Origin of the sequence: Vibrio sp. EA2 (genome assembly GCF_033042495.1) — a bacterium.
Taxonomy (GTDB): Bacteria; Pseudomonadota; Gammaproteobacteria; order Enterobacterales; family Vibrionaceae; genus Vibrio.
Genome location: NZ_JAWLID010000022.1, coordinates 23,692 through 45,947, shown reverse-complemented (window position 1 = coordinate 45,947; position 22,256 = coordinate 23,692). Strand labels below are relative to the sequence as shown.

General features: G+C 46.5%; 19 protein-coding genes and 3 tRNA genes. 19 read left to right on the top strand and 3 right to left on the bottom strand.

What is annotated here, in order from left to right; genetic code table 11:
• From RXX31_RS23115 to RXX31_RS23105, 3 genes are all read left to right on the top strand, one after another.
• Window positions 1-76: transfer RNA gene (locus tag RXX31_RS23115), tRNA-Gly, on the top strand.
• Between the two features lie 37 nt (window positions 77-113).
• Window positions 114-204: transfer RNA gene (locus tag RXX31_RS23110), tRNA-Gly, on the top strand.
• A gap of 57 nt (window positions 205-261) precedes the next feature.
• Window positions 262-338, top strand: a tRNA-Met gene (locus RXX31_RS23105).
• A 618-nt stretch (window positions 339-956) separates the two neighbouring features.
• On the opposite strand, the gene queG is transcribed toward RXX31_RS23105, so the two are convergent.
• On the bottom strand, window positions 957-2,084 hold the full coding sequence (gene queG, locus RXX31_RS23100) for a tRNA epoxyqueuosine(34) reductase QueG (protein ID WP_317591992.1): 1,128 nt from the start codon (window positions 2,082-2,084) through the stop codon (window positions 957-959).
• 314 nt (window positions 2,085-2,398) lie between these two features.
• Here queG and tsaE point away from each other — a divergent pair, with 314 nt between their 5' ends.
• From tsaE to hflC, 8 genes are all read left to right on the top strand, one after another.
• Complete coding sequence (gene tsaE / locus RXX31_RS23095) at window positions 2,399-2,863, top strand: tRNA (adenosine(37)-N6)-threonylcarbamoyltransferase complex ATPase subunit type 1 TsaE (protein WP_317591991.1); 465 nt, start codon at window positions 2,399-2,401, stop codon at window positions 2,861-2,863.
• Window positions 2,857-4,572, top strand: a complete 1,716-nt coding sequence (locus RXX31_RS23090; RefSeq protein WP_317591990.1) for a LysM peptidoglycan-binding domain-containing protein — start codon at window positions 2,857-2,859, stop codon at window positions 4,570-4,572. Before tsaE ends, RXX31_RS23090 begins: the two co-directional genes overlap by 7 nt.
• 17 nt (window positions 4,573-4,589) lie before the next feature.
• Window positions 4,590-6,605, top strand: coding sequence for a DNA mismatch repair endonuclease MutL (gene mutL / locus RXX31_RS23085; protein WP_317591989.1), 2,016 nt, complete (start codon window positions 4,590-4,592; stop codon window positions 6,603-6,605).
• Window positions 6,602-7,534, top strand: a complete 933-nt coding sequence (miaA, locus tag RXX31_RS23080; RefSeq protein WP_317591988.1) for a tRNA (adenosine(37)-N6)-dimethylallyltransferase MiaA — start codon at window positions 6,602-6,604, stop codon at window positions 7,532-7,534. Before mutL ends, miaA begins: the two co-directional genes overlap by 4 nt.
• A gap of 193 nt (window positions 7,535-7,727) precedes the next feature.
• Window positions 7,728-7,991, top strand: a complete 264-nt coding sequence (gene hfq, locus RXX31_RS23075) for an RNA chaperone Hfq (RefSeq protein ID WP_182011619.1) — start codon at window positions 7,728-7,730, stop codon at window positions 7,989-7,991.
• Window positions 7,992-8,029: 38 nt separating this feature from the next.
• On the top strand, window positions 8,030-9,319 hold the full coding sequence (gene hflX, locus RXX31_RS23070; protein ID WP_317591987.1) for a ribosome rescue GTPase HflX: 1,290 nt from the start codon (window positions 8,030-8,032) through the stop codon (window positions 9,317-9,319).
• Between the two features lie 45 nt (window positions 9,320-9,364).
• Window positions 9,365-10,567, top strand: coding sequence for an FtsH protease activity modulator HflK (hflK, locus tag RXX31_RS23065; protein ID WP_317591986.1), 1,203 nt, complete (start codon window positions 9,365-9,367; stop codon window positions 10,565-10,567).
• A gap of 2 nt (window positions 10,568-10,569) precedes the next feature.
• A complete protein-coding gene (gene hflC / locus RXX31_RS23060) occupies window positions 10,570-11,550 on the top strand; it encodes a protease modulator HflC (protein ID WP_317591985.1) in 981 nt (326 codons plus the stop codon).
• 89 nt (window positions 11,551-11,639) lie between these two features.
• Here hflC and RXX31_RS23055 read toward each other — a convergent pair whose 3' ends face one another.
• Complete coding sequence (locus RXX31_RS23055; RefSeq protein WP_317591984.1) at window positions 11,640-11,825, bottom strand: DUF2065 domain-containing protein; 186 nt, start codon at window positions 11,823-11,825, stop codon at window positions 11,640-11,642.
• Between the two features lie 162 nt (window positions 11,826-11,987).
• On the opposite strand from RXX31_RS23055, the gene RXX31_RS23050 reads away from it, so the two are divergent.
• Together RXX31_RS23050 and motX are read left to right on the top strand one after the other, a co-directional pair.
• Window positions 11,988-13,304, top strand: coding sequence for an adenylosuccinate synthase (locus RXX31_RS23050; RefSeq protein WP_317591983.1), 1,317 nt, complete (start codon window positions 11,988-11,990; stop codon window positions 13,302-13,304).
• Between the two features lie 243 nt (window positions 13,305-13,547).
• Window positions 13,548-14,189, top strand: coding sequence for a flagellar protein MotX (gene motX, locus RXX31_RS23045; protein WP_317591982.1), 642 nt, complete (start codon window positions 13,548-13,550; stop codon window positions 14,187-14,189).
• A gap of 79 nt (window positions 14,190-14,268) precedes the next feature.
• On the opposite strand, the gene hmpA is transcribed toward motX, so the two are convergent.
• Window positions 14,269-15,453, bottom strand: coding sequence for an NO-inducible flavohemoprotein (hmpA, locus tag RXX31_RS23040; RefSeq protein WP_317591981.1), 1,185 nt, complete (start codon window positions 15,451-15,453; stop codon window positions 14,269-14,271).
• 111 nt (window positions 15,454-15,564) lie between these two features.
• Here hmpA and nsrR point away from each other — a divergent pair, with 111 nt between their 5' ends.
• From nsrR to RXX31_RS23010, 6 genes are all read left to right on the top strand, one after another.
• Entirely contained in the window at window positions 15,565-15,990 is a 426-nt protein-coding gene (nsrR, locus tag RXX31_RS23035) for a nitric oxide-sensing transcriptional repressor NsrR (protein WP_317591980.1), read from the top strand.
• Window positions 15,991-16,106: 116 nt separating this feature from the next.
• Window positions 16,107-18,626, top strand: coding sequence for a ribonuclease R (gene rnr / locus RXX31_RS23030; protein WP_317591979.1), 2,520 nt, complete (start codon window positions 16,107-16,109; stop codon window positions 18,624-18,626).
• Window positions 18,627-18,719: 93 nt separating this feature from the next.
• A complete protein-coding gene (gene rlmB / locus RXX31_RS23025; RefSeq protein WP_317591978.1) occupies window positions 18,720-19,463 on the top strand; it encodes a 23S rRNA (guanosine(2251)-2'-O)-methyltransferase RlmB in 744 nt (247 codons plus the stop codon).
• 83 nt (window positions 19,464-19,546) lie between these two features.
• Window positions 19,547-20,233, top strand: coding sequence for a phosphoglycolate phosphatase (locus RXX31_RS23020; protein ID WP_317591977.1), 687 nt, complete (start codon window positions 19,547-19,549; stop codon window positions 20,231-20,233).
• Window positions 20,234-20,347: 114 nt separating this feature from the next.
• Window positions 20,348-21,364 (top strand): tryptophan--tRNA ligase, encoded by a 1,017-nt coding sequence (gene trpS, locus RXX31_RS23015; protein ID WP_317591976.1) that lies wholly within the window; start codon window positions 20,348-20,350, stop codon window positions 21,362-21,364.
• A 217-nt stretch (window positions 21,365-21,581) separates the two neighbouring features.
• Window positions 21,582-22,169 (top strand): aminodeoxychorismate/anthranilate synthase component II, encoded by a 588-nt coding sequence (locus RXX31_RS23010; protein WP_317591975.1) that lies wholly within the window; start codon window positions 21,582-21,584, stop codon window positions 22,167-22,169.
• The last annotated feature ends 87 nt before the right edge of the window (window positions 22,170-22,256 follow it).

The following is a 22,256-nucleotide window of genomic DNA, read 5'->3' as shown; positions in this document are numbered from 1 at the left end:
GCGACACTAGCTCAGTTGGTAGAGCGCAACCTTGCCAAGGTTGAGGTCACGAGTTCGAACCTCGTGTGTCGCTCCAATTTGATAGCCTTCATCGTGCTTAACGGTGACGAAATGCGACACTAGCTCAGTTTATAGAGCACTACCTTACCAAGGTTGAGGTCACGCCTTTTTGTTTATGAATAGGGAACCTCGTGTGTCGCTCCACTTTCTTTCTGAGTGGACAGTATAAGCGCTCATCATGCTTTGAATGATGATTACGGACGCGGGGTGGAGCAGCTTGGTAGCTCGTCGGGCTCATAACCCGAAGGTCGTCGGTTCAAATCCGGCCCCCGCAACCAATTTTAAGACAGTCTGGTTATGGTTTTATCGCGTAACTCTCAGGCCGTCGACGGATGCGCCGCTCGGTTCAAATCCCAGGCTTCCGCAACCAATCCACATCGCTCTTTTCATCATGCTGTGAAGCATAACTCCCCTAAAATAAATTTTAATCCGCATTATATGATGTCGGACGTTTTCGTTTGTGTTGAAAACATAATATGAATCTGCAGACACAAGAGTACTCTGGTGTGCAGAGGGTTGTGCTACCTTTCATTAACAGACTTATCCACATACAGCGTTCTGTGGATAACTTGGTTGATAAAGTGTTTTTAGCTTGAAATTATTTGTTAGTAAACGAAGATCTTTTCTTTTTCAATTGTTTGAATCGTGGCTTGTTTTTAATTTAACTTGCTGTTAAGTAAAGAAAAAGTGGGTAATTGCATAGATCTTGGTTGTTAAAATACGATCATTACATTGTGTTTTTTTGATCCTAGTCATTTACTGGGATTGTGTTTAACTTTTTTTTTCAACCTCTTTTTTATCGAATCTCAAATTTTTTTCCACATTACAAAATTGAGAACGAGGTCATGGATTGTTTATATAAAAAGTATTTCAATCTTTTGCATATAGGCTACGCCTTACGCATCTCTCGGTAGGCCTTTCTCTACAACCCTGATTAAACGCTTCCTCTTCGTTTCAATTGACTCAGCGCCACTGACCGGAGTTTGGTTTAGATGCTGCTCCAATGCCCAGTTGATATGTTCATCGAGTAAGTCACTCTCTCCCTGACGTGAGGTAAGCGCATCTATGACGCGTTTACTGTAGTCTGCATTGCCCAGTGCGACAGCAATATTACGCAACCATTGTAGGTGACCAATTCGGCGAATCGCGGAGCCTTCCATATTCTTTAAGAAAGTGGCTTCATCCCAGTTAAACATATCGACTAAATCTGGGGATTGAAAACTATCACGGCGGTGAAAATCTTCTTGTTCGGTTATATCGGCATATCGATTCCATGGACACACCAGCTGGCAATCATCACAGCCGTAAATTCGGTTCCCCATTGGTTTTCGAAATTCTTCTGGAATGATGCCATCGAATTCGATGGTCAGGTAGGAGATACAACGTCGTGCATCCACCACTTTGTCGTCTACAATCGCTTGCGTCGGACATGAGGTAATACACGCTTTGCATTTTCCACACTGATCGACACTTGGCTGATCAGTCGGCAGCGGTAAATCAACCAACAGTTCACCAAGAAAGAACCAAGACCCACAGTCTTTATCTAAAATCAGTGAGTGTTTCCCTGTCCAGCCTAACCCGGCTTTCTGTGCGAGTGGGCGTTCTAATATAGGGGCAGAATCAACAAAAGGGCGGTAACCAAACTTCCCGACTTCTTCTTCGATTAATTTTCCAAGCTTATTGAGCTGCTTTCTTACTAGTTTGTGATAATCACGTCCCAGGGCATAGCGACTGATATAGGCGTGGTTTTTATTGGCTAGGCTCGAAGCAAATTGTGCTTCTGGTGGTAGGTAATCCATACGTGCACTGATAACACGTACAGTGCCTGGGAGTAATTCTTGTGGTCTCGCCCGCATCATTCCGTGGCGAGCCATCCAGTCCATAGAACCGTGATACCCGGCATCAAGCCATTGTTGCAGTGCTGCTTCATGTTCACTTAGGTCAACGTCGCAGATCCCCACTTTCTGAAAGCCGAGTTCTTTTCCCCAAATTTTGATTTGCTGTGCGAGTTGTTCGTAGTTCATGATTACCACCGAGATAAATGGGGGGCGGATCTTAACGGATCTATCGTATTGGTTCTAGCGTAAAGTCAAACTTATAAAAGTATGGTAAATAGTGGTATTTATAATGGAACCTTTTGCAATCTGCTGCTTTCTTATATTGGAGAGCGAAACGCTTATTGCTTGAAGTTGAACGCTGACAAACTAAGATACCGTTTTGTGGCTACTTTTTTCGCACATATGACATTTGAAAGCTTGTCTCTCAAAACCAACACAGTTTACTATTCCTGTTCTTTTGATTTTTATATAGTCAACGATCATTAGTAAGAGAAGCATTAATGAGCACGAAACAATTTAATTTAAAAGATGAGCACGAAACGGTCGCACTGGGCACCGCTCTGGCTCAGCTTTGTTCTCAACAAACGACAATTTATCTGCATGGTGATTTGGGCGCAGGTAAAACAACCTTTAGTCGTGGTTTTGTCCGTGCTCTTGGGCATCAAGGAAATGTAAAAAGCCCAACGTATACTTTGGTTGAGCCTTATCAGCTGGATAAGTGGCAGGTTTACCATTTCGATCTTTATCGTCTTGCGGATCCTGAAGAGTTAGAGTTCATGGGAATTCGTGACTATTTCACTGATGATGCGATCTGTTTGGTGGAATGGCCGGAAAAAGGGCAAGGCTTACTGCCTGAGCCAGACCTTGATGTGAATATTCGCTACCAAGGCGAAGCGCGTATCGCCGATCTAACCGCGAATAATGATTATGGTGTGCAGTTACTCAGTCGATTGGAGCTATGTTGAGTTTTTCAAATTTTAGAGTAGTGGCGACGTTTGTCGCCACTTTTCTCCTTATCATCCCCAGTTTAGCGTTTGCTAACGTCGTTAAAAGCTTTCGAGTTTGGCCTTCACCAGATGAGACTCGTGTTGTCATCGATTTAGGCTCGGAAGCGGATTACTCCTATTTCTCACTGTCCGAACCGGATCGACTGGTTGTGGATTTGAAAGACGCCACCATGCAAGCAAAATTGCCAGTGACGGTATCTGATAGTCCTGTATTGAAGCGGGTAAGAAAAAGCTCACCTCCGGAAACGGGCACTTATCGCCTGGTCTTTGAGCTGAAAAAAAGCGTTCCAGCTGAGCTATTTAAATTGAGTCCAACTCCAGGCGGACAATATGGTCATCGTTTGGTTATCGATCTTCCCCATGGTAATAAAACGGCGACAGCCGCACCTAAGTCAGAACAGGAAACCACAACCAGTAAAGACATGAGCTCAGTACAGCGTGCTCAAGAGGTGTTGATTGTTATCGATCCTGGTCATGGTGGTGAGGATCCTGGTTCTATTGGCCCGTCTCGTCGTAAATATGAAAAAGACGCGGTATTAAGTATTTCACGTAAAATTGCGGCCCAGCTAAATGCCACTCCGGGTATCAAGACTCGATTGACGCGTACCGGGGACTACTTTGTAAACTTAAACCGACGTGTTGCGATAGCCCGAGAGAATGACGCTCACTTGCTGATTTCAATTCACGCCGATGCGTTTACGTCTCCAAAACCACGTGGTGGTTCGGTATTCGTACTCAATACACGTCGTGCCAATACAGAAATTGCCCGTTGGGTAGAGAACCACGAAAGGCAGTCTGAGCTTTTAGGTGGCTCTGGCAACGCGTTTGTCAGCAACACCAAAGATCGTAACGTCAACCAAACGTTGTTGGATCTGCAGTTTAGTCACTCTCAGAAGGAAGGTTACAGGCTGGCGACAGAGATCCTTGGTGAAATGGGGCGTGTGGCTCACTTACACAACAAGAAGCCTATTAATACCAGTTTGGCCGTGTTGCGCTCGCCGCAAATTCCATCGGTATTAGTCGAAACGGGTTTTATCTCAAACCCAACCGAAGAGAGACTGTTGTTCCAGCGTGCACATCAAGACAAGTTAGCACAGTCGATATCTAAGGCGGTGGTCAAATATCTGAAGGATAACCCGCCAGAAGGTACCGTATTCTCACCTTCATCGAAGCCGATGGTACATACTGTTAAGCGCGGTGAATCTTTATCGGTGATTGCGAATAAGTACGGGACAAGTTCGAAAGCGTTGATGTCTGCAAATAACTTGAAATCGACTGGCATAGCGATAGGTCAGAAACTGCGAATTCCGTCTGCAGGTAGCATTCAAGTACCAAGCAAGCCGATCACGGTTGAGACAGAAACAATCACTCACACCGTTAAATCAGGTGAATTCTTAGGTAAGATTGCCAATCATTACAAAGTGAAAGTTTCTGATATCCGCCGCGAAAATAATCTCAAATCGGATACGTTGTGGGTCGGTCAGAAGCTGAAGGTGACGGTTGCGGTAAAAGATAAGCCAATCCGTAAACATAAAGTCTCACGTGGTGAGTACCTTGGTAAGATCGCATCGAAGTACGACGTGAGCGTGCAAAGTATTCGTGAAGCGAATAACTTACGTTCAGATGAACTTGCCGTAGGACAAGTGTTGATAATTCCAAATAAGTAAGTGAGCTTTAACGCATTATGACGATTAAAATTCTGCCAGCCAGACTCGCTAACCAAATAGCGGCAGGGGAGGTGGTTGAAAGACCTGCCTCTGTCATCAAAGAGTTGGTGGAGAACAGTCTCGACTCTGGCGCCACCCGTATTGATATCGATATTGAGAAAGGTGGTGCTAAGCTCATCCGTGTTCGTGATAACGGTAAAGGGATCGCGAAAGATGAGCTAGGCTTGGCTTTAAGTCGTCATGCAACGTCCAAGATTCATAGTTTGGATGATTTAGAAGCCATCATGAGCCTGGGATTCCGTGGTGAGGCTTTAGCGAGTATTAGCTCGGTCTCACGTCTGACTTTAACGTCTCGTCCTGCGGCACAAGAAGAGGCGTGGAGTGCGTATTCCGAAGGCCGTGAGATGCAGGTCAAACTGCAACCTGCCGCACACCCTATTGGCACCACAGTAGAAGTGCTGGATCTTTTCTTCAATACCCCTGCACGTCGTAAGTTTCTCCGTACCGAGAAAACGGAATTCTCCCACATTGATGAGCTATTAAAGCGTATCGCACTGAGCCGTTTTGATGTGTCTATTAACGTTCGTCATAATGGGAAAATTATTCGCCAATATCGAGCGGCAAAAAACCAACTGCAAACTGAAAAACGTATTGCTGCGGTATGTGGCAATACTTTTGTCCGCAATATGCTGCGTATCGAGTTGGAGCATCAAGGTTTAAAACTGCATGGCTGGATAACGACACCTGATGGTGCAAGGCAGCAAAGTGACTTGCAATATTGCTATGTGAATGGGCGCATGATGCGTGACAAGCTGATAAATCATGCGATTCGTCAGAGTTACGAAATGAGCTTGAAGCCCGATCAATTTGCGGCATACGTGTTGTTTATTGAACTCGATCCTCATCAGGTCGATGTGAATGTTCATCCCGCTAAACATGAAGTACGTTTCCATCAGTCACGATTGGTGCATGACTTTATCTATCAGGCATTAGCGGATGCACTGGTACAAAGTGCAGTGATCGAAAAGCCACACGTTAATGAATCTGCTTTTCATCACGCAGAGCCCTCTCAACCTAGTCAGGAATACGACGCTGCCCCAGAGTCTTCAATAGAAGAAGACAAGGTGTCGTCCCCGGTCCCTGAGCAAGTCTATCAAGCGATCGAAAAAACACCGGCTTATCCTGGCCGAAGTGACTACGAGGCGAAATCACGTGAGCGGTCCTCTTCAGAGTCTTCTGTGCGAGAAGCCCGACAACCCGATTCTTACCATCGCTCAGACTGGGTTGAATCTAAGCCGACGCCGAAACCGACGCCGAACAAAGAGCGTCATGCCGAGCCGGCTCCGACGAAACAAGAAGTTCGTGCTTATCATGAACTATTGAAAACGCCAGACTTTGAGCCTCAAACGACAGCGAGCGCAGCTACCACTGTATCGGCCGAGCCGGCAAATTTTCCTCAAGTGACGGCATTGGGGAAAGCCCTGGCAGTGGTGGATGAGCAGTTTGCTTTAATGAACAGTGACAGTGGTGCAGCATTAGTTTCATTGCCTCGAGCGGAATTCTACCGAGTCAAAGGGCAGTTAACGCCAAGTGAAGGCGCATTAAAAGCACAGCCTTTACTTGTACCTCTGTCAATAAAGTTAGACGTAGAGCTGGTCAAGCTGGCGATGGATTATCAACAAGATGTTGCTCAACTTGGTATCCAATTGAAAGCCAGAAATGACAAGACATTAATGGTCATGGGCGTACCAGCACCATTACGCCAACAAAACTTACAAAATTTGCTACCAGATCTGTTATCGTACGCGCAAACGTGGGTTAGGGGGGAGAAGGCTACTACGCAAATGCTTCCTGCGCTGATCGATTGGCTTGCTTTGCAGGTAACGACAGTAAAAAGCCATTATACTCTCTCCGAAGCCATTCAAATTATTGCGGAACTTGAACAGCTAAGACACGGCCAATTGCCACTAGACGATACCCAGTTTGTATCTGCTGTTGATTTCTCTGCCACGATAGCCAAATTAACACCATGACAGAAAAACTACCCTTGGCTCTATTTTTAATGGGGCCAACTGCATCAGGTAAAACAGAACTCGCGATTAGACTTCGCCAGAAGTTTCCGGTTGAGATCATCAGCGTCGATTCCGCTTTAATATACAAAGGAATGGATGTCGGGACTGCCAAGCCTGATGAGCGTGAGTTGGCCTTAGCGCCTCACCGACTAATTGATATTTTGGATCCGAGCGAGTCATACTCCGCAGCGGACTTCCGTCGTGACGCGTTACAGGCAATGGATGACATTGTTGCAGAAGGAAAAATTCCGTTACTTGTTGGCGGTACAATGCTCTATTACAAGGCATTACTTGAAGGCTTATCACCTCTTCCTGCTGCAAATCCTGAAATTCGTCAGCAAATTGAACAAGAAGCATTGACTAAAGGTTGGTCGGTGTTGCACGATGAACTCAAAGTCGTTGATCCTGTCTCTGCCGAAAGAATTCACCCTAATGATCCTCAGCGTTTATCTAGGGCATTGGAAGTTTTTCGAATTTCAGGTAAAACTTTAACTGAGTTGACTCAAACCAAAGGTGACAGCCTGCCGTACCGAGTCAAGCAGTTTGCAATAGCTCCCAAGGATAGGGCAGAACTTCACCGTCGCATTGAACTGCGCTTCGAAAAAATGATGGAAGCGGGCTTTGAAGATGAAATGAAAGCGCTATATTCGCGCAAAGATCTTCACCCAGATCTTCCCTCTATACGTTGCGTTGGTTACAGACAGATGTGGGAGTATTTAGACGGGCACTGTACGCGCGAAGACGCCGTTTTTCGTGGTGTATGTGCGACTCGTCAATTGGCCAAGCGTCAAATCACCTGGTTACGCAGCTGGGATGACTTAACTTGGTTGGATAGTGAGAACATTGAACAGGCTCTCGAAACCATTTCGGAAGCAATAGCATCTGATTGAGATAGCTGTGTATAATGTGATCGTTTTTGCGTGAAAGCGCTCTCGAAGGAACGGTAGTTGGCGGTTTTTAGACTATGCTGCTAATTACTTAGAGTGCATTTTTACTCGTTTAGCTCAGATGCAAAAGCAGTACTTTTTGCATTGCACCACTAGCTAAATAATTACAACTACAAATTAAATAAGGAAAATAAAAATGGCTAAGGGGCAATCTCTACAAGACCCATTTCTAAACGCGTTACGCCGCGAGCGTATCCCAGTATCTATCTACCTTGTAAACGGTATTAAACTACAAGGTCAGATCGAGTCATTCGATCAGTTCGTGATCCTTTTGAAAAATACGGTTAACCAAATGGTTTACAAGCACGCGATCTCAACAGTTGTGCCGGCTCGTCCAGTGAGCCACCACAGCGGTGAACGTAGCCAAGGTGATCGTCCACAAGAGAAATCTGAAGATTAATTCTTCATCAAATAGTTATAAAGTAAGGAGTTGATTGCTTGTTTGACCGTTATGAATCCGGTGAGCGAGCCGTACTTGTTCATATCAACTTCACGCAAGAAGGTGAATGGGAAGATCTGGCTGAGTTCGAAATGCTGGTTTCTTCTGCTGGGGTAGAGACGCTACAAGTGGTAACTGGTAGTCGTCAATCCCCACACCCGAAGTATTATGTCGGAGAGGGCAAGGCCCAGGAAATTGCTGCTGCGGTACAATTAACTGGTGCTGAAATTGTGATTTTTAATCACTCCCTCTCTCCTGCCCAAGAACGTAACCTCGAAACACTGTGCAAATGTCGAGTTCTCGACCGCACTGGTCTCATCCTCGATATTTTTGCTCAACGAGCACGAACACATGAAGGTAAGCTACAGGTAGAGCTGGCTCAACTTCGTCATATCTCTACTCGTTTGATTCGTGGTTGGACGCACCTTGAAAGGCAGAAAGGGGGTATCGGTTTACGTGGTCCTGGTGAAACCCAGCTGGAAACCGACCGTCGATTATTGCGTGATAGAATTAAAGCCATCTTGCGCCGCTTAGAAAAAGTGGCCAAGCAACGTGAACAAGGGCGTCGCGCCCGAAGTCGAGCTGAAATACCAACTATTTCACTCGTGGGCTACACCAACGCGGGAAAGTCGACACTGTTTAACCGCATTACCGAAGCCGGCGTGTATGCCGCAGACCAGTTATTTGCTACTTTGGATCCTACATTACGTAAGATTGAGTTAGCGGATGTTGGGTCGGCCATACTTGCTGACACGGTTGGTTTTATTCGACATTTGCCTCACGATTTAGTTGCAGCCTTCAAAGCTACCTTGCAAGAAACGCAAGAAGCTGACATTTTGTTACATGTTGTTGATGCCAGTGATGAGCGTTTTCGTGAGAATATTCAAGCTGTTCATGAAGTACTAGAAGAGATCGACGCGCACGAGGTGCCAAGTCTCGTCGTCATGAACAAAATCGACAATCTAGAATCGCAGAAACCACGTATAGAGCGTGATGAGGAAGGCGTACCTCGTTCGGTCTGGGTATCTGCAATGGAAGGAGTGGGCATCGAGCTCCTGTTTGAAGCGCTGACGGAACGTCTGGCGTCACAAATGGTTGAGCATCAGTTGTGTATTCCTCCACAGTATCAAGGACGGTTCCGTAGTACATTCTTCCAAATGAATTGTATTCAGCGTGAAGAATACGACCAGGATGGTAACTTGTTGATCGATATTCGAATGCAGCAAGTAGATTGGTCTAGACTTGAAAAAAGAGAAGGGGCAGTTTTGACTGGCTTTATAGTCACTTAAAGGACTGCTACAGTATAACGTCATATCAAATGATGGAGCTTTCTAATGGCGTGGAATGAGCCTGGAAATAACAACGGCAATGATGGCCGCGATAAAGACCCTTGGGGTAATAATAATCGTGGTGACCAGCGTCCTGGTGGCCGAGATCAAGGTCCGCCAGATTTAGATGAAGTGTTCAATAAACTGAGTCAGAAGCTGGGCGGAAAGTTTGGTAAAAAAGGCGGCGGTGGTTCTCCACTCGGCGGTGGTGGTAGTGCAATTGGTTTTGGTGTGATTGCGCTTATTGCTGTTGCGGTTTGGTTCTTCGCTGGTTTTTACACTATCGGTGAAGCAGAGCGTGGTGTTGTGCTGCGTTTAGGTAAATACGATCGTATCGTAGAGCCTGGCCTTAACTGGCGCCCTCGCTTTATTGATGAGTATGAAGCGGTTAACGTACAGGCGATTCGTTCACTTCGTGCATCTGGTCTTATGCTGACTAAAGATGAAAACGTAGTAACGGTAGCGATGGACGTTCAGTACCGTGTTACTGACCCGTACAAATACTTGTACCGCGTAACCAATGCAGACGATAGCTTACGTCAAGCAACGGATTCTGCACTACGTGCAGTCATTGGTGACTCATTGATGGATAGTATTCTAACCAGTGGTCGTCAGCAAATTCGTCAAACTACGCAAGAAACACTGAACCAAATCATTGATAGCTATGATATGGGCCTAGTGCTTGTCGACGTGAACTTCCAGTCTGCACGTCCACCAGAGCAAGTCAAAGATGCGTTTGATGATGCTATAGCAGCACGAGAGGATGAAGAGCGTTTCATTCGTGAAGCTGAAGCATACAAGAACGAAATCTTACCGAAAGCAACCGGTCGTGCAGAGCGTTTGAAGAAAGAAGCGCAAGGTTACAACGAACGTGTAACCAACGAAGCGCTTGGTCAGGTAGCACAGTTTGAAAAACTACTACCAGAATACCAAGCTGCACCAGGTGTAACCCGTGACCGTCTGTACATTGACGCAATGGAAGAGGTTTATACCAGCACTTCTAAAGTGTTGATTGACTCTGAATCAAGCGGCAACCTACTTTACCTACCAATTGATAAGTTGGCAGGCCAAGAAGGTCAAACAGACACTAAACGTAAATCGAAGTCATCTTCAACCTACGATCAAATTCAACTAGAGTCTGAGCGTACACAAGAAGATACATCGAGCTCGCAGTCTCGTTCAACAGGTTCACGTCAAGGGAGATACTAAGAATGCGTAAGTTAATGATCCCTGTATTGGTAATCGCACTGGCATTGATGCTGATGTCTCTGTTTGTGATTCCTGAAGGTGAGCGCGGTATCGTAGTTCGATTTGGTCGTGTTCTGAAAGACAACAACGACATCACTCGAATTTACGAGCCTGGTTTGCATTTCAAAATGCCTTTGTTTGACCGTGTGAAACAACTTGATGCACGTATTCAGACAATGGATGGTCGTGCGGACCGTTTCGTAACGTCTGAGAAAAAAGACGTTATCATTGATACCTACGTGAAGTGGCGTATCGAAGATTTCGGTCGCTACTATCTTGCAACGGGTGGTGGTAACGCTCTGACAGCAGAGGCACTACTTGAGCGTAAAGTCACTGACGTTCTTCGTTCTGAAATCGGTGCGCGCGAAATCAAACAGATCGTTTCTGGTCCACGTAATAACGATGTGCTACCAGAAGACGCAAGCGCTGATGTTGTCGCTACTGAAGCAGCACGTAAAGCACTTGAAATTGATGGTGAACGTGACCTCATTATGTCTAACGTACTGAGAGACACGCGTGACAGTGCGATGAACGACTTGGGTGTTCGCGTGGTTGATTTCCGTATGAAGAAAATCAACCTTCCTGATGAGATCAGTGAGTCTATCTACCGTCGTATGCGCGCTGAGCGTGAGTCGGTAGCGCGTAAGCACCGCTCTCAAGGTCGTGAGAAAGCCGAAGTTATTCGTGCACAAGCTGAACTTGAAGTTGCAACGATTCTGGCTGAAGCAGACAAAACAGCTCGTGTAACACGAGGTGAAGCGGATGCAGAAGCGGCGAATATTTATGCGCAAGCTTACAATAAGGATCCTGAATTCTTCAGCTTCCTACGTTCTCTAAGAGCGTACGAGAAGTCGTTTAGCTCTAAGAACGATATTCTTGTTCTGGATCCGAAGAGCGACTTCTTCCAGTACATGAATAACGCGAAAGGTGTAAAAGCTGAGTAAGGTTATACGCTAGTATTAAAAAGGCTCCGTTGGGAGCCTTTTTTGTACCTATCACTTTTTGGTCTTATCAAAAGCGAATCCGCCAGCGATTAACTCATCATGATAGCGATGACTGCTCCGGCAACGACCAGACAGCCACCAATCCGGCGCAGCTGATTATTGGGCTGTTCACTCAGTTGGGCAACCATGTTTCGCCAGCCATTAGGTGCCACCAGCGGGCCAATCCCTTCAACAATCAATACTAGCCCTATAGCCAGCCATATCGACTCAGACATAAAGCTTCCTAATCCAATTTATAAAGCTAAATATTATCAGCGATGTATTGCTTCTGAAATGCTTGATTGCGCTGGGCCTCGCAACCTGTGAGCAAAAAATGACTGCAAGAAGTCCGATTCGGTGCTAGAATCCATTTTTAACTAGCAATCAGACTTGGAAAGATGGGAAATAACGTAGTCGTTCTAGGCACCCAATGGGGTGACGAAGGTAAAGGTAAAATCGTAGACCTTTTAACTGAAGATGCAAAGTACGTGGTACGCTACCAAGGCGGTCACAATGCAGGCCACACTCTCGTAATTGACGGTGAAAAAACCGTTCTTCACTTAATTCCATCAGGTATCCTTCGCGATAACGTAAAATGTGTTATCGGTAACGGTGTAGTACTGTCACCTGAAGCTCTACTTAAAGAAATGAAACCTCTTGAAGAGCGTGGTATTCCAGTACGCGAGCGTCTTTTCATTTCTGAAGCATGTCCTCTAATTCTTCCATACCACATTGCAATGGACCAAGCTCGCGAAGTCGCACGCGGTAAAAAAGCTATCGGTACAACAGGCCGTGGTATCGGTCCAGCATACGAAGATAAAGTGGCTCGTCGCGGTCTGCGCGTTGGCGATCTATTCGATATGGAAGCATTTGCAGAGAAGCTAAAAGAAGTCATGGAATTCCATAACTTCCAGCTAGTGAACTTCTACAAAGCGGAACCAGTAAGCTACGAAGCCGTACTGGAAGAAGCAAAAGGCTACGCTGAGCTGCTAACTTCAATGGTGATCGACGTGACTGATGAGCTAGATTCTGCTCGTAAGCGTGGCGACAAGATCATGTTTGAAGGGGCACAAGGTACGCTACTTGATATCGACCATGGTACTTACCCATACGTAACTTCTTCTAACACGACTGCTGGTGGTGTTGCTGCAGGTTCTGGTTTTGGCCCACGTCATATCGGTTACATCCTAGGTATCGCGAAAGCTTACTGTACTCGTGTTGGTTCTGGTCCATTCCCAACAGAACTTTACGATGGTCTAGGCAAGCAAGATCCAATTGGTAAGCACCTGGGCACAGTTGGTCATGAGTTTGGTGCAACGACTGGTCGTTTGCGTCGTACTGGCTGGTTTGATGCTGTTGCAATGCGTCGAGCTATCCAAATCAACTCTATCTCTGGCTTCTGTCTGACTAAACTAGACGTACTAGATGGTCTGGAAGAGCTAAAAATCTGTACTGGTTACAAGATGGAAGATGGCTCTGTACTAGAAGTTTCTCCAATGGCGGCTGAAGCATTTGAACAAGCAACGCCAATCTACGAAACAATGCCAGGTTGGTCTGAAAACACATTTGGTGCTAAAGCACTAGAAGACCTGCCAAAAGCCGCTCTAGACTACATCAAGCGTATTGAAGAACTAACGGGCGTACCTGTAGACATCATCTCTACTGGTCCAGACCGTAACGAAACTATCATTAAGGTTCATCCATTCGAATCTTAATCTGTACTCGTTAGAGATTATGAAAGCCGACCTTTTAGGTCGGTTTTTTTGTGTCTGATACTTTGGTGAATTGGAATGCTGCGGTTGTGGAATTAACGTCTCAATGTGGCAATTTGTTGCCGTTACTCTGCCGTAAGAGGCAAAAATTGTCTAAAGCTCAGGGCTGGTTTGCCGATAATCTTATCAAGCAGAGCAGATCCTTCGGCGATCTTTTGTTTCTCAGACACCTTGAAGAGTACGTTTATGAAGTTACGAACAGTGGCTGCTTCACTGTTACTGATGCTGGCGACGGCTGCATCACGGGCAAGTGCCTCTGATGTCGGAGTCGGAGCGCCTGTTCCTATTTATAGCGAAGCAGAACTGATAAATCTTATTGAGCAGAATAAGCACTTACAGCGTGTACGCGCTGACAACTGCCAGTTGGTAGAAGACATCGTTGCTCGTGCGACTCGAATCAGCCTGCCTTCGTATGAGTTTCTGTATGGCGACATGTTGGCTTGGGGGGTCTGTGTGGAGCAAGATGTGGAACTCGGGCTCTACTATATGGAGAACGCGGCTCATCAGGGATTGCCAGCTGCGCTAGAGCAAATTGGGCGCTATTACTCTCTGGGCACTTTGGTCCAGCAAGATAAAGAGCGCGCAATACCCTACCTGCGCGAAGCCGCATCCATGGGGAACCTTAATGCGCGCATTCAACTGGCTGAGTTACTCTTGCGTGATTACGGCAGTCCACTGGACTACGAAGATGCTTATCGCTGGCTATATAACTCAGTCACGGCTGATAAAAGGCAGCATAAACGCATCGCTATTTTGAGAGATGGTCTGGAACAGCGTATGCCGCAGAATATTATCGCCCGAGCTAAGCGTAGAGACACCTTTTGGTAAAACCACTTAACAAATGATTTCATACAACAAAGCCCACCGATGTGGGCTTTGTTGTTTTTATATGGTTTGGCTTTTGGTCTTAAATGACTTTGTGTGGACCGAAGCACTCGTAATGGAACTGTTCTTGCGGAACGCCAAGGTCGATCAGCTGCTTGGCGACATATTGCATAAACCCAACAGGACCACAGAAGTAAACCTGAACATTGGTTTGCTTCAGTGCCATTTCAATTTCTTTCAGATTAACGAAGCCGGTGAAATGGTAGTCTTCACCAAGCTTATCTTTGGCTGTTGGTTGGTTATACCAGACGAGCGCATTCATGTTGTCTTTGGAACTAACAAGCTGGCTCACATGCTGCTTGAAGGCGTGTTGCTGACCATTTTCCGTCGCGTGTACCCAAGTTACTGGCGCCTGGTGCGCAGACAAGCTCTCCAGCATAGAAAGTGTCGGCGTTAAGCCTACGCCAGCTGAGAGCAGTACGACAGGAGTGTCCGATTCTACGTCCATAAAAAAGTCACCCGCCGGAGCGACCAGTTTTACTTTATCGCCAACGTTAAACTCATCGTGCAGATAGTTGGATACCTTACCGTCTTGTTCACGTTTAACCGAGATGCGGTACGTGTTCTCTTGTGCCGCAGAAGAGAGGCTGTATTGGCGGATCTCTTGGTTATCAAACTTATCGCTGTTGATGTAGATACCTACATATTGCCCTGGCTTATAGCCCGCGACATTGTGACCATCTGTTGGTTTAAACACAAAACTGCAGATGTGCTCACTCTCCGGTTGTTTCTCAACGAGTTCGAATTCACGTAAGCCGCGCCATCCGCCTTCCCGGGCTTCATTAGCCTGATAAATCTGCTCTTCTCGTTGAATAAATACGTTGGCCAGGACGCCATAAGCTTCTGCCCAGGCATCCAACACTTCCTGACCCGGGTTGAACAATTCGTCAATGGTTGCCAACAGATGCTGGCCAACGATTTGATATTGGTCTGCAGTGATCAAAAAGCTGGTGTGCTTGTGTGCGATCTTCTCTACTGCACCAAGCAGCGCCGGTAAGTTCTCAATATTCGCAGCATAGGCGCAGATAGCGTTAAATAGCGCTTCACGCTGGTCACCGTTGCGCTGATTGCTCATATTGAAAATGTCTTTCAATTCTGGGTTATGGGTAAACATGCGGTCATAAAAGTGCGCAGTCAGTTTTGGTCCTGTTTCGGCGATAAGCGGTGCGGTTGCTTTTACGATTTCAATGGTTTGATTGCTGAGCATGGGGTCTTCCTAAATTAAGTTGTATTTATAATGCATGTTTAAAGTTGTATCTCAAATGTATCTTTCAATCAAGAAAAGATTTACACTTTTGCTATTAAAGAGGATAGCAATATGCAGTTAACCAGCTTCACCGATTACGCGTTGAGAACCCTTATCTACCTGGCTTCATTGCCAAAAGATGAGTTAACAAACATTACCGAAGTGACTGATTTATTTGGTGTATCACGTAACCATATGGTGAAGGTGATTAACCGACTTGGGCAGTTAGGTTATGTGCAGACCGTGCGTGGTAAAAACGGTGGTATTCGTTTAATGAAGCCTGCTGCTGAGATCACGGTTGGTGGTGTTGTCCGCGATCTGGAACCGTTAGATTTGGTCAACTGCAGCGCAGACTTTTGCCATATCACACCAGCTTGCCGGCTAAAAGATAAGTTGGCGAAAGCCAAAAGCGCCTTCTTGGCGGAGTTGGATTACTGCACAATTGAAGAGTTACTCACAGATAATTCTGAACTTTTGATCTTATTAGAGCGTCCATAAACTATCTTGTCTGCTTAGTGCCGATCTCGATCATTCTTTTTTCAAAGCATTTCTGTAGCTTATCAAGAGACTCGGATATACTAGCTCTATACCTTCCTTGCTAGATAGGCGTGCCTATGTCAGACAATATTCCAAACGATCCATTCGCAGATCGTGAATCTCAGAACTACGAAAATCCAATTCCAAGCCGAGAGTTCATCACCGAGTTCCTAAAGCAAGCGGGCGTTCCGATGAATCGCAATGACTTGTTTGAAGCGCTAAAGCTAGAGGGCGAAGAGCAATACGAAGGGTTGCGTCGTCGTTTACGTGCGATGGAGCGAGATGGTCAATTAGTGTTTACCCGCCGTCAGTGCTACGCATTGCCAGAAAAGCTGGAAATGATTAAAGGTTACGTGATTGGCCACAAAGATGGTCACGGTTGGGTGCGTCCAGAAGGCAGCGTCGGCAAGGATAATGATATTGTACTTCCGCACCATCAGATGAAGAACATTATTCATGGCGACTATGTCCTGGTTCAGCCGACTGACAACAGTAAACGTGGTCGCCGTGAAGGCCGTTTAGTGCGTGTGCTTGAAGAGCGCAATGACCAAATCGTTGGACGCTTTTTCCTTGAATACGGTTACTCCTATGTTGTGCCTGATGATTCACGCATCAGCCAGGATATTCTGATTCCGAATGAACATAAAGCGGGCGCCCGTATGGGTAATGTCGTGGTGATTGAAATCACCGACCGTGGTTCTCGTTCGCGCGGCATGATGGGTAAAGTCGTTGAAGTACTTGGCGAAAACATGGCGCCGGGCATGGAAACCCAAATTGCGATTCGTACTCACCAAATTCCGCATGAATGGCCGGAAGGTGTTGATCAGCAAGTCGCTAACCTGACGGAAGAAGTTCCGGAAGAAGCCAAAGAGGGTCGTGTCGATCTGCGTGAATTACCATTGGTTACGATTGATGGTGAAGACGCACGCGACTTTGATGATGCGGTTTTCTGTGAGAAGAAGAAAAGCGGAGGCTGGCGCCTTTGGGTTGCGATTGCTGACGTCAGTTACTACGTGCGTCCGGATTCAGCGCTCGACAAAGAAGCGATCAACCGTGGTAACTCAGTGTACTTCCCATCTCAGGTGGTTCCGATGTTGCCGGAAGTGCTTTCTAATGGTCTCTGTTCGCTGAACCCACAAGTAGACCGTCTGTGTATGGTGTGTGAAATGACCATCTCAGAAACGGGTAAGCTGTCGGGTTACAAGCACTATGAAGCCGTGATGAACTCACATGCCCGTCTGACTTACACCAAAGTGCATCATATTCTGGAAGGGGACGAAGAGCTGCGTGAGCGCTACAAAGCGCTGGTTCCTCATCTGGAAGAACTGCACAGCATGTATAAAGTACTAAAAAGTGCGCGAGAGCAGCGTGGTGCGATTGAATTCGAAACCGTTGAAACCAAATTCATCTTCAATGCAGAGCGCAAGATCGAGAGCATTGAACCGGTGGAACGTAACGATGCCCACAAACTGATCGAAGAGTGTATGATCATGGCGAACATTGCGTCGGCATCGCTGGTGGAAAAAGCCAAAGAGCCTGCGTTATACCGTATCCATGAAACACCAGGTGAAGAGCGTCTGATGGGGTTCCGTGACTTCCTTGCAGAGCTGGGTCTGGAATTAGGCGGTGGTCTTGAACCGTCACCAACCGATTACGCACACCTGATGAGTCAGGTCGGCGATCGTCCGGATCAGGAACTGATTCAAACTATGTTGCTGCGTTCGATGAAACAAGCGGTTTACAACGCCGACAATGCTGGCCACTTTGGTTTGGCTTTGCAGCGATACGCTCACTTCACCTCGCCAATTCGTCGTTACCCGGATTTGTTGCTGCACCGAGCTATCAAGTATCTGATTGCTAAACATGAAGGCCGAAATCAAGATCGCTGGACACCAACCGGTGGTTATCATTACTCGTTTGATGACATGGATTTCTATGGCGAACAATGTTCCATGACTGAACGTCGGGCGGATGATGCAACTCGAGACGTCGCCGACTGGCTGAAATGTGAGTACATGCAAGACCATGTTGGGGATGAGTTAGACGGTGTGATCGCTAACGTGACCAGTTTTGGTTTCTTTGTTCGTTTAACCGATCTGCATATTGATGGTTTAGTGCATATTTCGACTTTGGCAAATGACTACTACCAGTTTGATCCGATTGGTCAAAGACTTATCGGTGAAAGCTTCGGTAATATCTATCGCTTAGGTGACGCGGTAAAAGTCAAAGTGTTAGCCGTAAACTTAAATGACAAACAAATTGACTTTGAATTGGTCGAAACAAGTCGTAAGCTACGCGGCGAAGGTAAGACCGCTAAGAAGCGTGCGGCAGAAGCAAAACGTAAAGCCAAAGAGAAAAAACGCGTGGCGACACGTTCTTCATCGAAAGAAGGTGGAGCAGCGCGCGCCGTTCCTGCTATTGAACCGACCAAGCGTCCGGAAGAAACGGCAGCAGGAGGTCAACGTAATGGCCCTAAGCGCGGTGCCAGGAATGGTGATGCTGAAGGCAAGAAGAAGCCTAAAGTAACCAAAGCCAGCAAGAAAAAGCCACACAGTAAGCCAAAGAAAACTAAGCGACCTAAAAGAGACGCTCAGTAGGCTGAATAGCCAGTCTGTAGTGGGCTGGCTGAGGCACAGATACCAACGGATGAGATGACTCCAATAGGTATCACCAGAATAACAGGTTAAAAAATGAGTAACGAATTTATTTACGGTATTCATGCCGTGAAAGCGGTATTGGAACGTGAACCAGAGCGATTTATTGAAGCGTACGTGCTAAAAGGACGCCAGGATGATCGTTTGATGCCAATCCTGAACGATTTACAGGTGTGTGGCGTATCTATTCAGCAAATGACACGCAAAACCCTCGATGATAAAGCGCAAGGCGCGAACCATCAGGGCATTATTGCCCGCGTGAAAGCGGCGAAGCAGTTGAATGAAAACGATATTGACGCGATTCTGGCGCAACATGAATCACCGCTTTTATTAGTGTTGGACGGTGTGACTGATCCGCACAACCTCGGCGCGTGTCTGCGTAATGCAGATGCGGCTGGCGCGGCGGCGATCATTGTACCAAAAGATCGCTCTGCACCAATGAACGCCACCGTTAGTAAGGTCGCATGTGGGGCTGCTGAAGTTGTGCCATTGATCCGAGTGACCAACCTGGCGCGTACGATGCGTACACTGCAAGAGCAAGGTATCTGGTTTGTTGGTACCGCTGGTGAAGCAACACACGATATTTACCAAGCGAAACTGACCGGACCACTGGCCATTGTTATGGGGGCAGAAGGGGATGGAATGCGCCGCTTGACGCGAGAGACCTGTGATGATTTGATTAAAATCCCAATGGCAGGTAGTGTATCAAGCCTGAATGTATCGGTAGCGTCAGGTATCTGTTTGTTTGAAGCGGTTCGTCAACGATTAGCGGCAAAATAAACGTAGAACAATAACAATGACCAATACAATACTCAGGATGGGCAACCATCCTTTGTTATTTTTAGCGCATGCGTAGGGAAGTTATGACTCAACAATCTATAAAATTCATTGCCTTTGATCTGGATGGCACTTTGCTTGATAGCGTACCAGACTTGGCCATTGCGGCTGACCAAGCCGTGCAGGCACTTGGTTATCCGCCAGTATCATTTGAACAAGTTCGTGACTACGTGGGAAATGGCGCCGATGTGCTGATTGGTCGCTCACTGAGTCAAAGCCTGACCATCAACCCTGAACTGAGTGACGAGCTACGTGCAGAAGCGCGAGAACTGTTTGATGAGTTTTACGAGCAGAGCGGTCACAAACTGAGTCACCTTTACCCGACAGTAAAAGAGACTCTGGAAGAGTTACACCAAGCGGGTTTTACTCTTGCTGTGGTAACGAATAAACCTTCTAAGTTTGTACCGCATATCCTGGAACAACACGGTATTGCCCACTACTTTGTCGATGTGTTAGGCGGTGATGCTTTTCCTGAGAAAAAACCAAACCCAGTGGCACTAAACTGGCTAATGGAAAAACATCAGGTTCAACCAGGTGAAATGCTGATGGTCGGGGACTCGAAAAACGACATCCTGGCCGCGAAAAACGCAGGCTGTACCTCATTTGGTTTAACTTACGGTTATAACCATGGTGAGCCAATTTCGGCATCAAATCCGGACTTTGTCGCCGACAAAATGTCGGAATTATTGGAAGTTGTCGCCGTTTCTGCATAAGCGTGACAAAAAATCTTCCAAAATACTTGTTAATGAGTACACTGAGCTAACCGTGCATCAAAAAGTGCGCGGTTTTTCATTTAATTAGATTAAGAAGTCAAAGGAATCATTCTAATGAGCAAACCCATTGTATTGAGTGGTGTTCAACCTTCAGGTGAACTAAGTATCGGTAACTACTTGGGTGCTCTACGTCAATGGCACCAGATGCAAGACGATTATGATTGCCAATATTGTGTGGTAGACCTTCATGCGATTACGGTTCGTCAAGACCCGCAAGAACTGCATGAAGCAACTCTGGACGCATTGGCGATCTGTCTGGCAGTGGGTGTTGACCCTAAGAAGAGCACGCTATTCGTTCAGTCACACGTACCAGAGCACGCTCAACTTGGTTGGCTTCTTAACTGTTACACTCAGATGGGTGAGCTGAGCCGTATGACTCAGTTTAAAGACAAATCGGCTCGTTATGCGAATGACGTTAACGTTGGCCTGTTTGATTACCCAGTTCTGATGGCAGCAGACATCCTGCTTTACGGGGCGCATCAGGTGCCTGTAGGTAGCGATCAGAAGCAACACCTGGAACTTGCACGTGATATTGCAACGCGTTTCAACAACATTTACTCGCCAGAGAGCCCGATCTTCACCGTTCCTGAGCCGTACATTCCAACCGTTAATGCGCGTGTAATGAGTCTGCAGGATGCAACGAAGAAGATGTCCAAGTCAGATGATAACCGTAAGAACGTTATCACGCTGCTTGAAGAGCCTAAGTCGATTCTTAAGAAGATAAACAAAGCGCAAACAGACACTGAAACGCCACCGAGCATCCGCCATGACCTTGAGAATAAAGCCGGTATCGCGAACCTAATGGGGCTGTACTCAGCGGCGACGGGCATGAGCTTTGAAGAAATCGAAGCGAAGTACAAAGGCGTAGAAATGTACGGCCCATTCAAGAAAGACGTCGGTGAAGCGGTTGTTGCTATGCTTGAGCCAATTCAGGCTGAATACCACCGTATTCGTGCTGATCGCGCTTATATGGATGAAGTGATGAAGCAAGGTGCAGAAAAAGCATCGGCTCGCGCGGCAGAAACGCTGAAAAAAGCTTACGCAGCGGTAGGTTTTGTGACTCGCCCATAGTCATAGAGATAAGCCCCCCAGTTGTTCAAAAGCTCCGTAATGCGGAGCTTTTTTCTATCTGCTAGCCATGATTAGTCTTCGAGTGCCGTATTACAGAGGCTTTTTATTCAGTAAAAACTTGCCTTTCTGGTTTGGTGTTGCAAAATACCGCCCTCAATTATCACAAATATGTGGTTGAGACAGTATCACCAAACGGACTGGGAGCAAGCGACACCTTATGTTGTTGATCATTGATAACTACGACTCTTTTACCTACAACCTTTATCAGTATTTTTGCGAACTTGGCGCAGAGGTAAAGGTGGTGCGCAATGATGAAATCGACCTTAAGGGAATCGAAGCTCTGAATCCGACTCACTTGGTGATCTCTCCAGGCCCTTGTACGCCAAACGAAGCGGGCATTTCGTTGCAGGCGATTACACACTTTGCGGGTAAGCTACCTATTCTGGGTGTGTGTCTAGGACACCAAGCCATTGCTCAGGCATTTGGTGGTCGTGTAGTACGCGCACGACAAGTCATGCATGGTAAAACCTCGCCAATTCGCCACAATGGGCGCAGTGTATTTAAAAATCTCAATAATCCTCTTACCGTGACACGCTACCACTCTCTCGTGGTGGAAAATGGCACACTACCAGATGTGTTTGAACTCACTGCTTGGACCGAATTGGCGGATGGCAGTATGGATGAAATCATGGGTTACCAACACAAGACATTGCCGATTGATGCGGTGCAGTTTCACCCGGAATCTATCAAAACAGAACAGGGTCATGAGCTGTTAGCTAACTTTCTGGCGCGTGAAATGATCTGATCTTGATCACTTTTCTTAACAAATAATTCATTTTTCAGGCGCTGTGAGAGTATTGCAAAACTATGCGTTTCGCTATTCTCTCCCAAT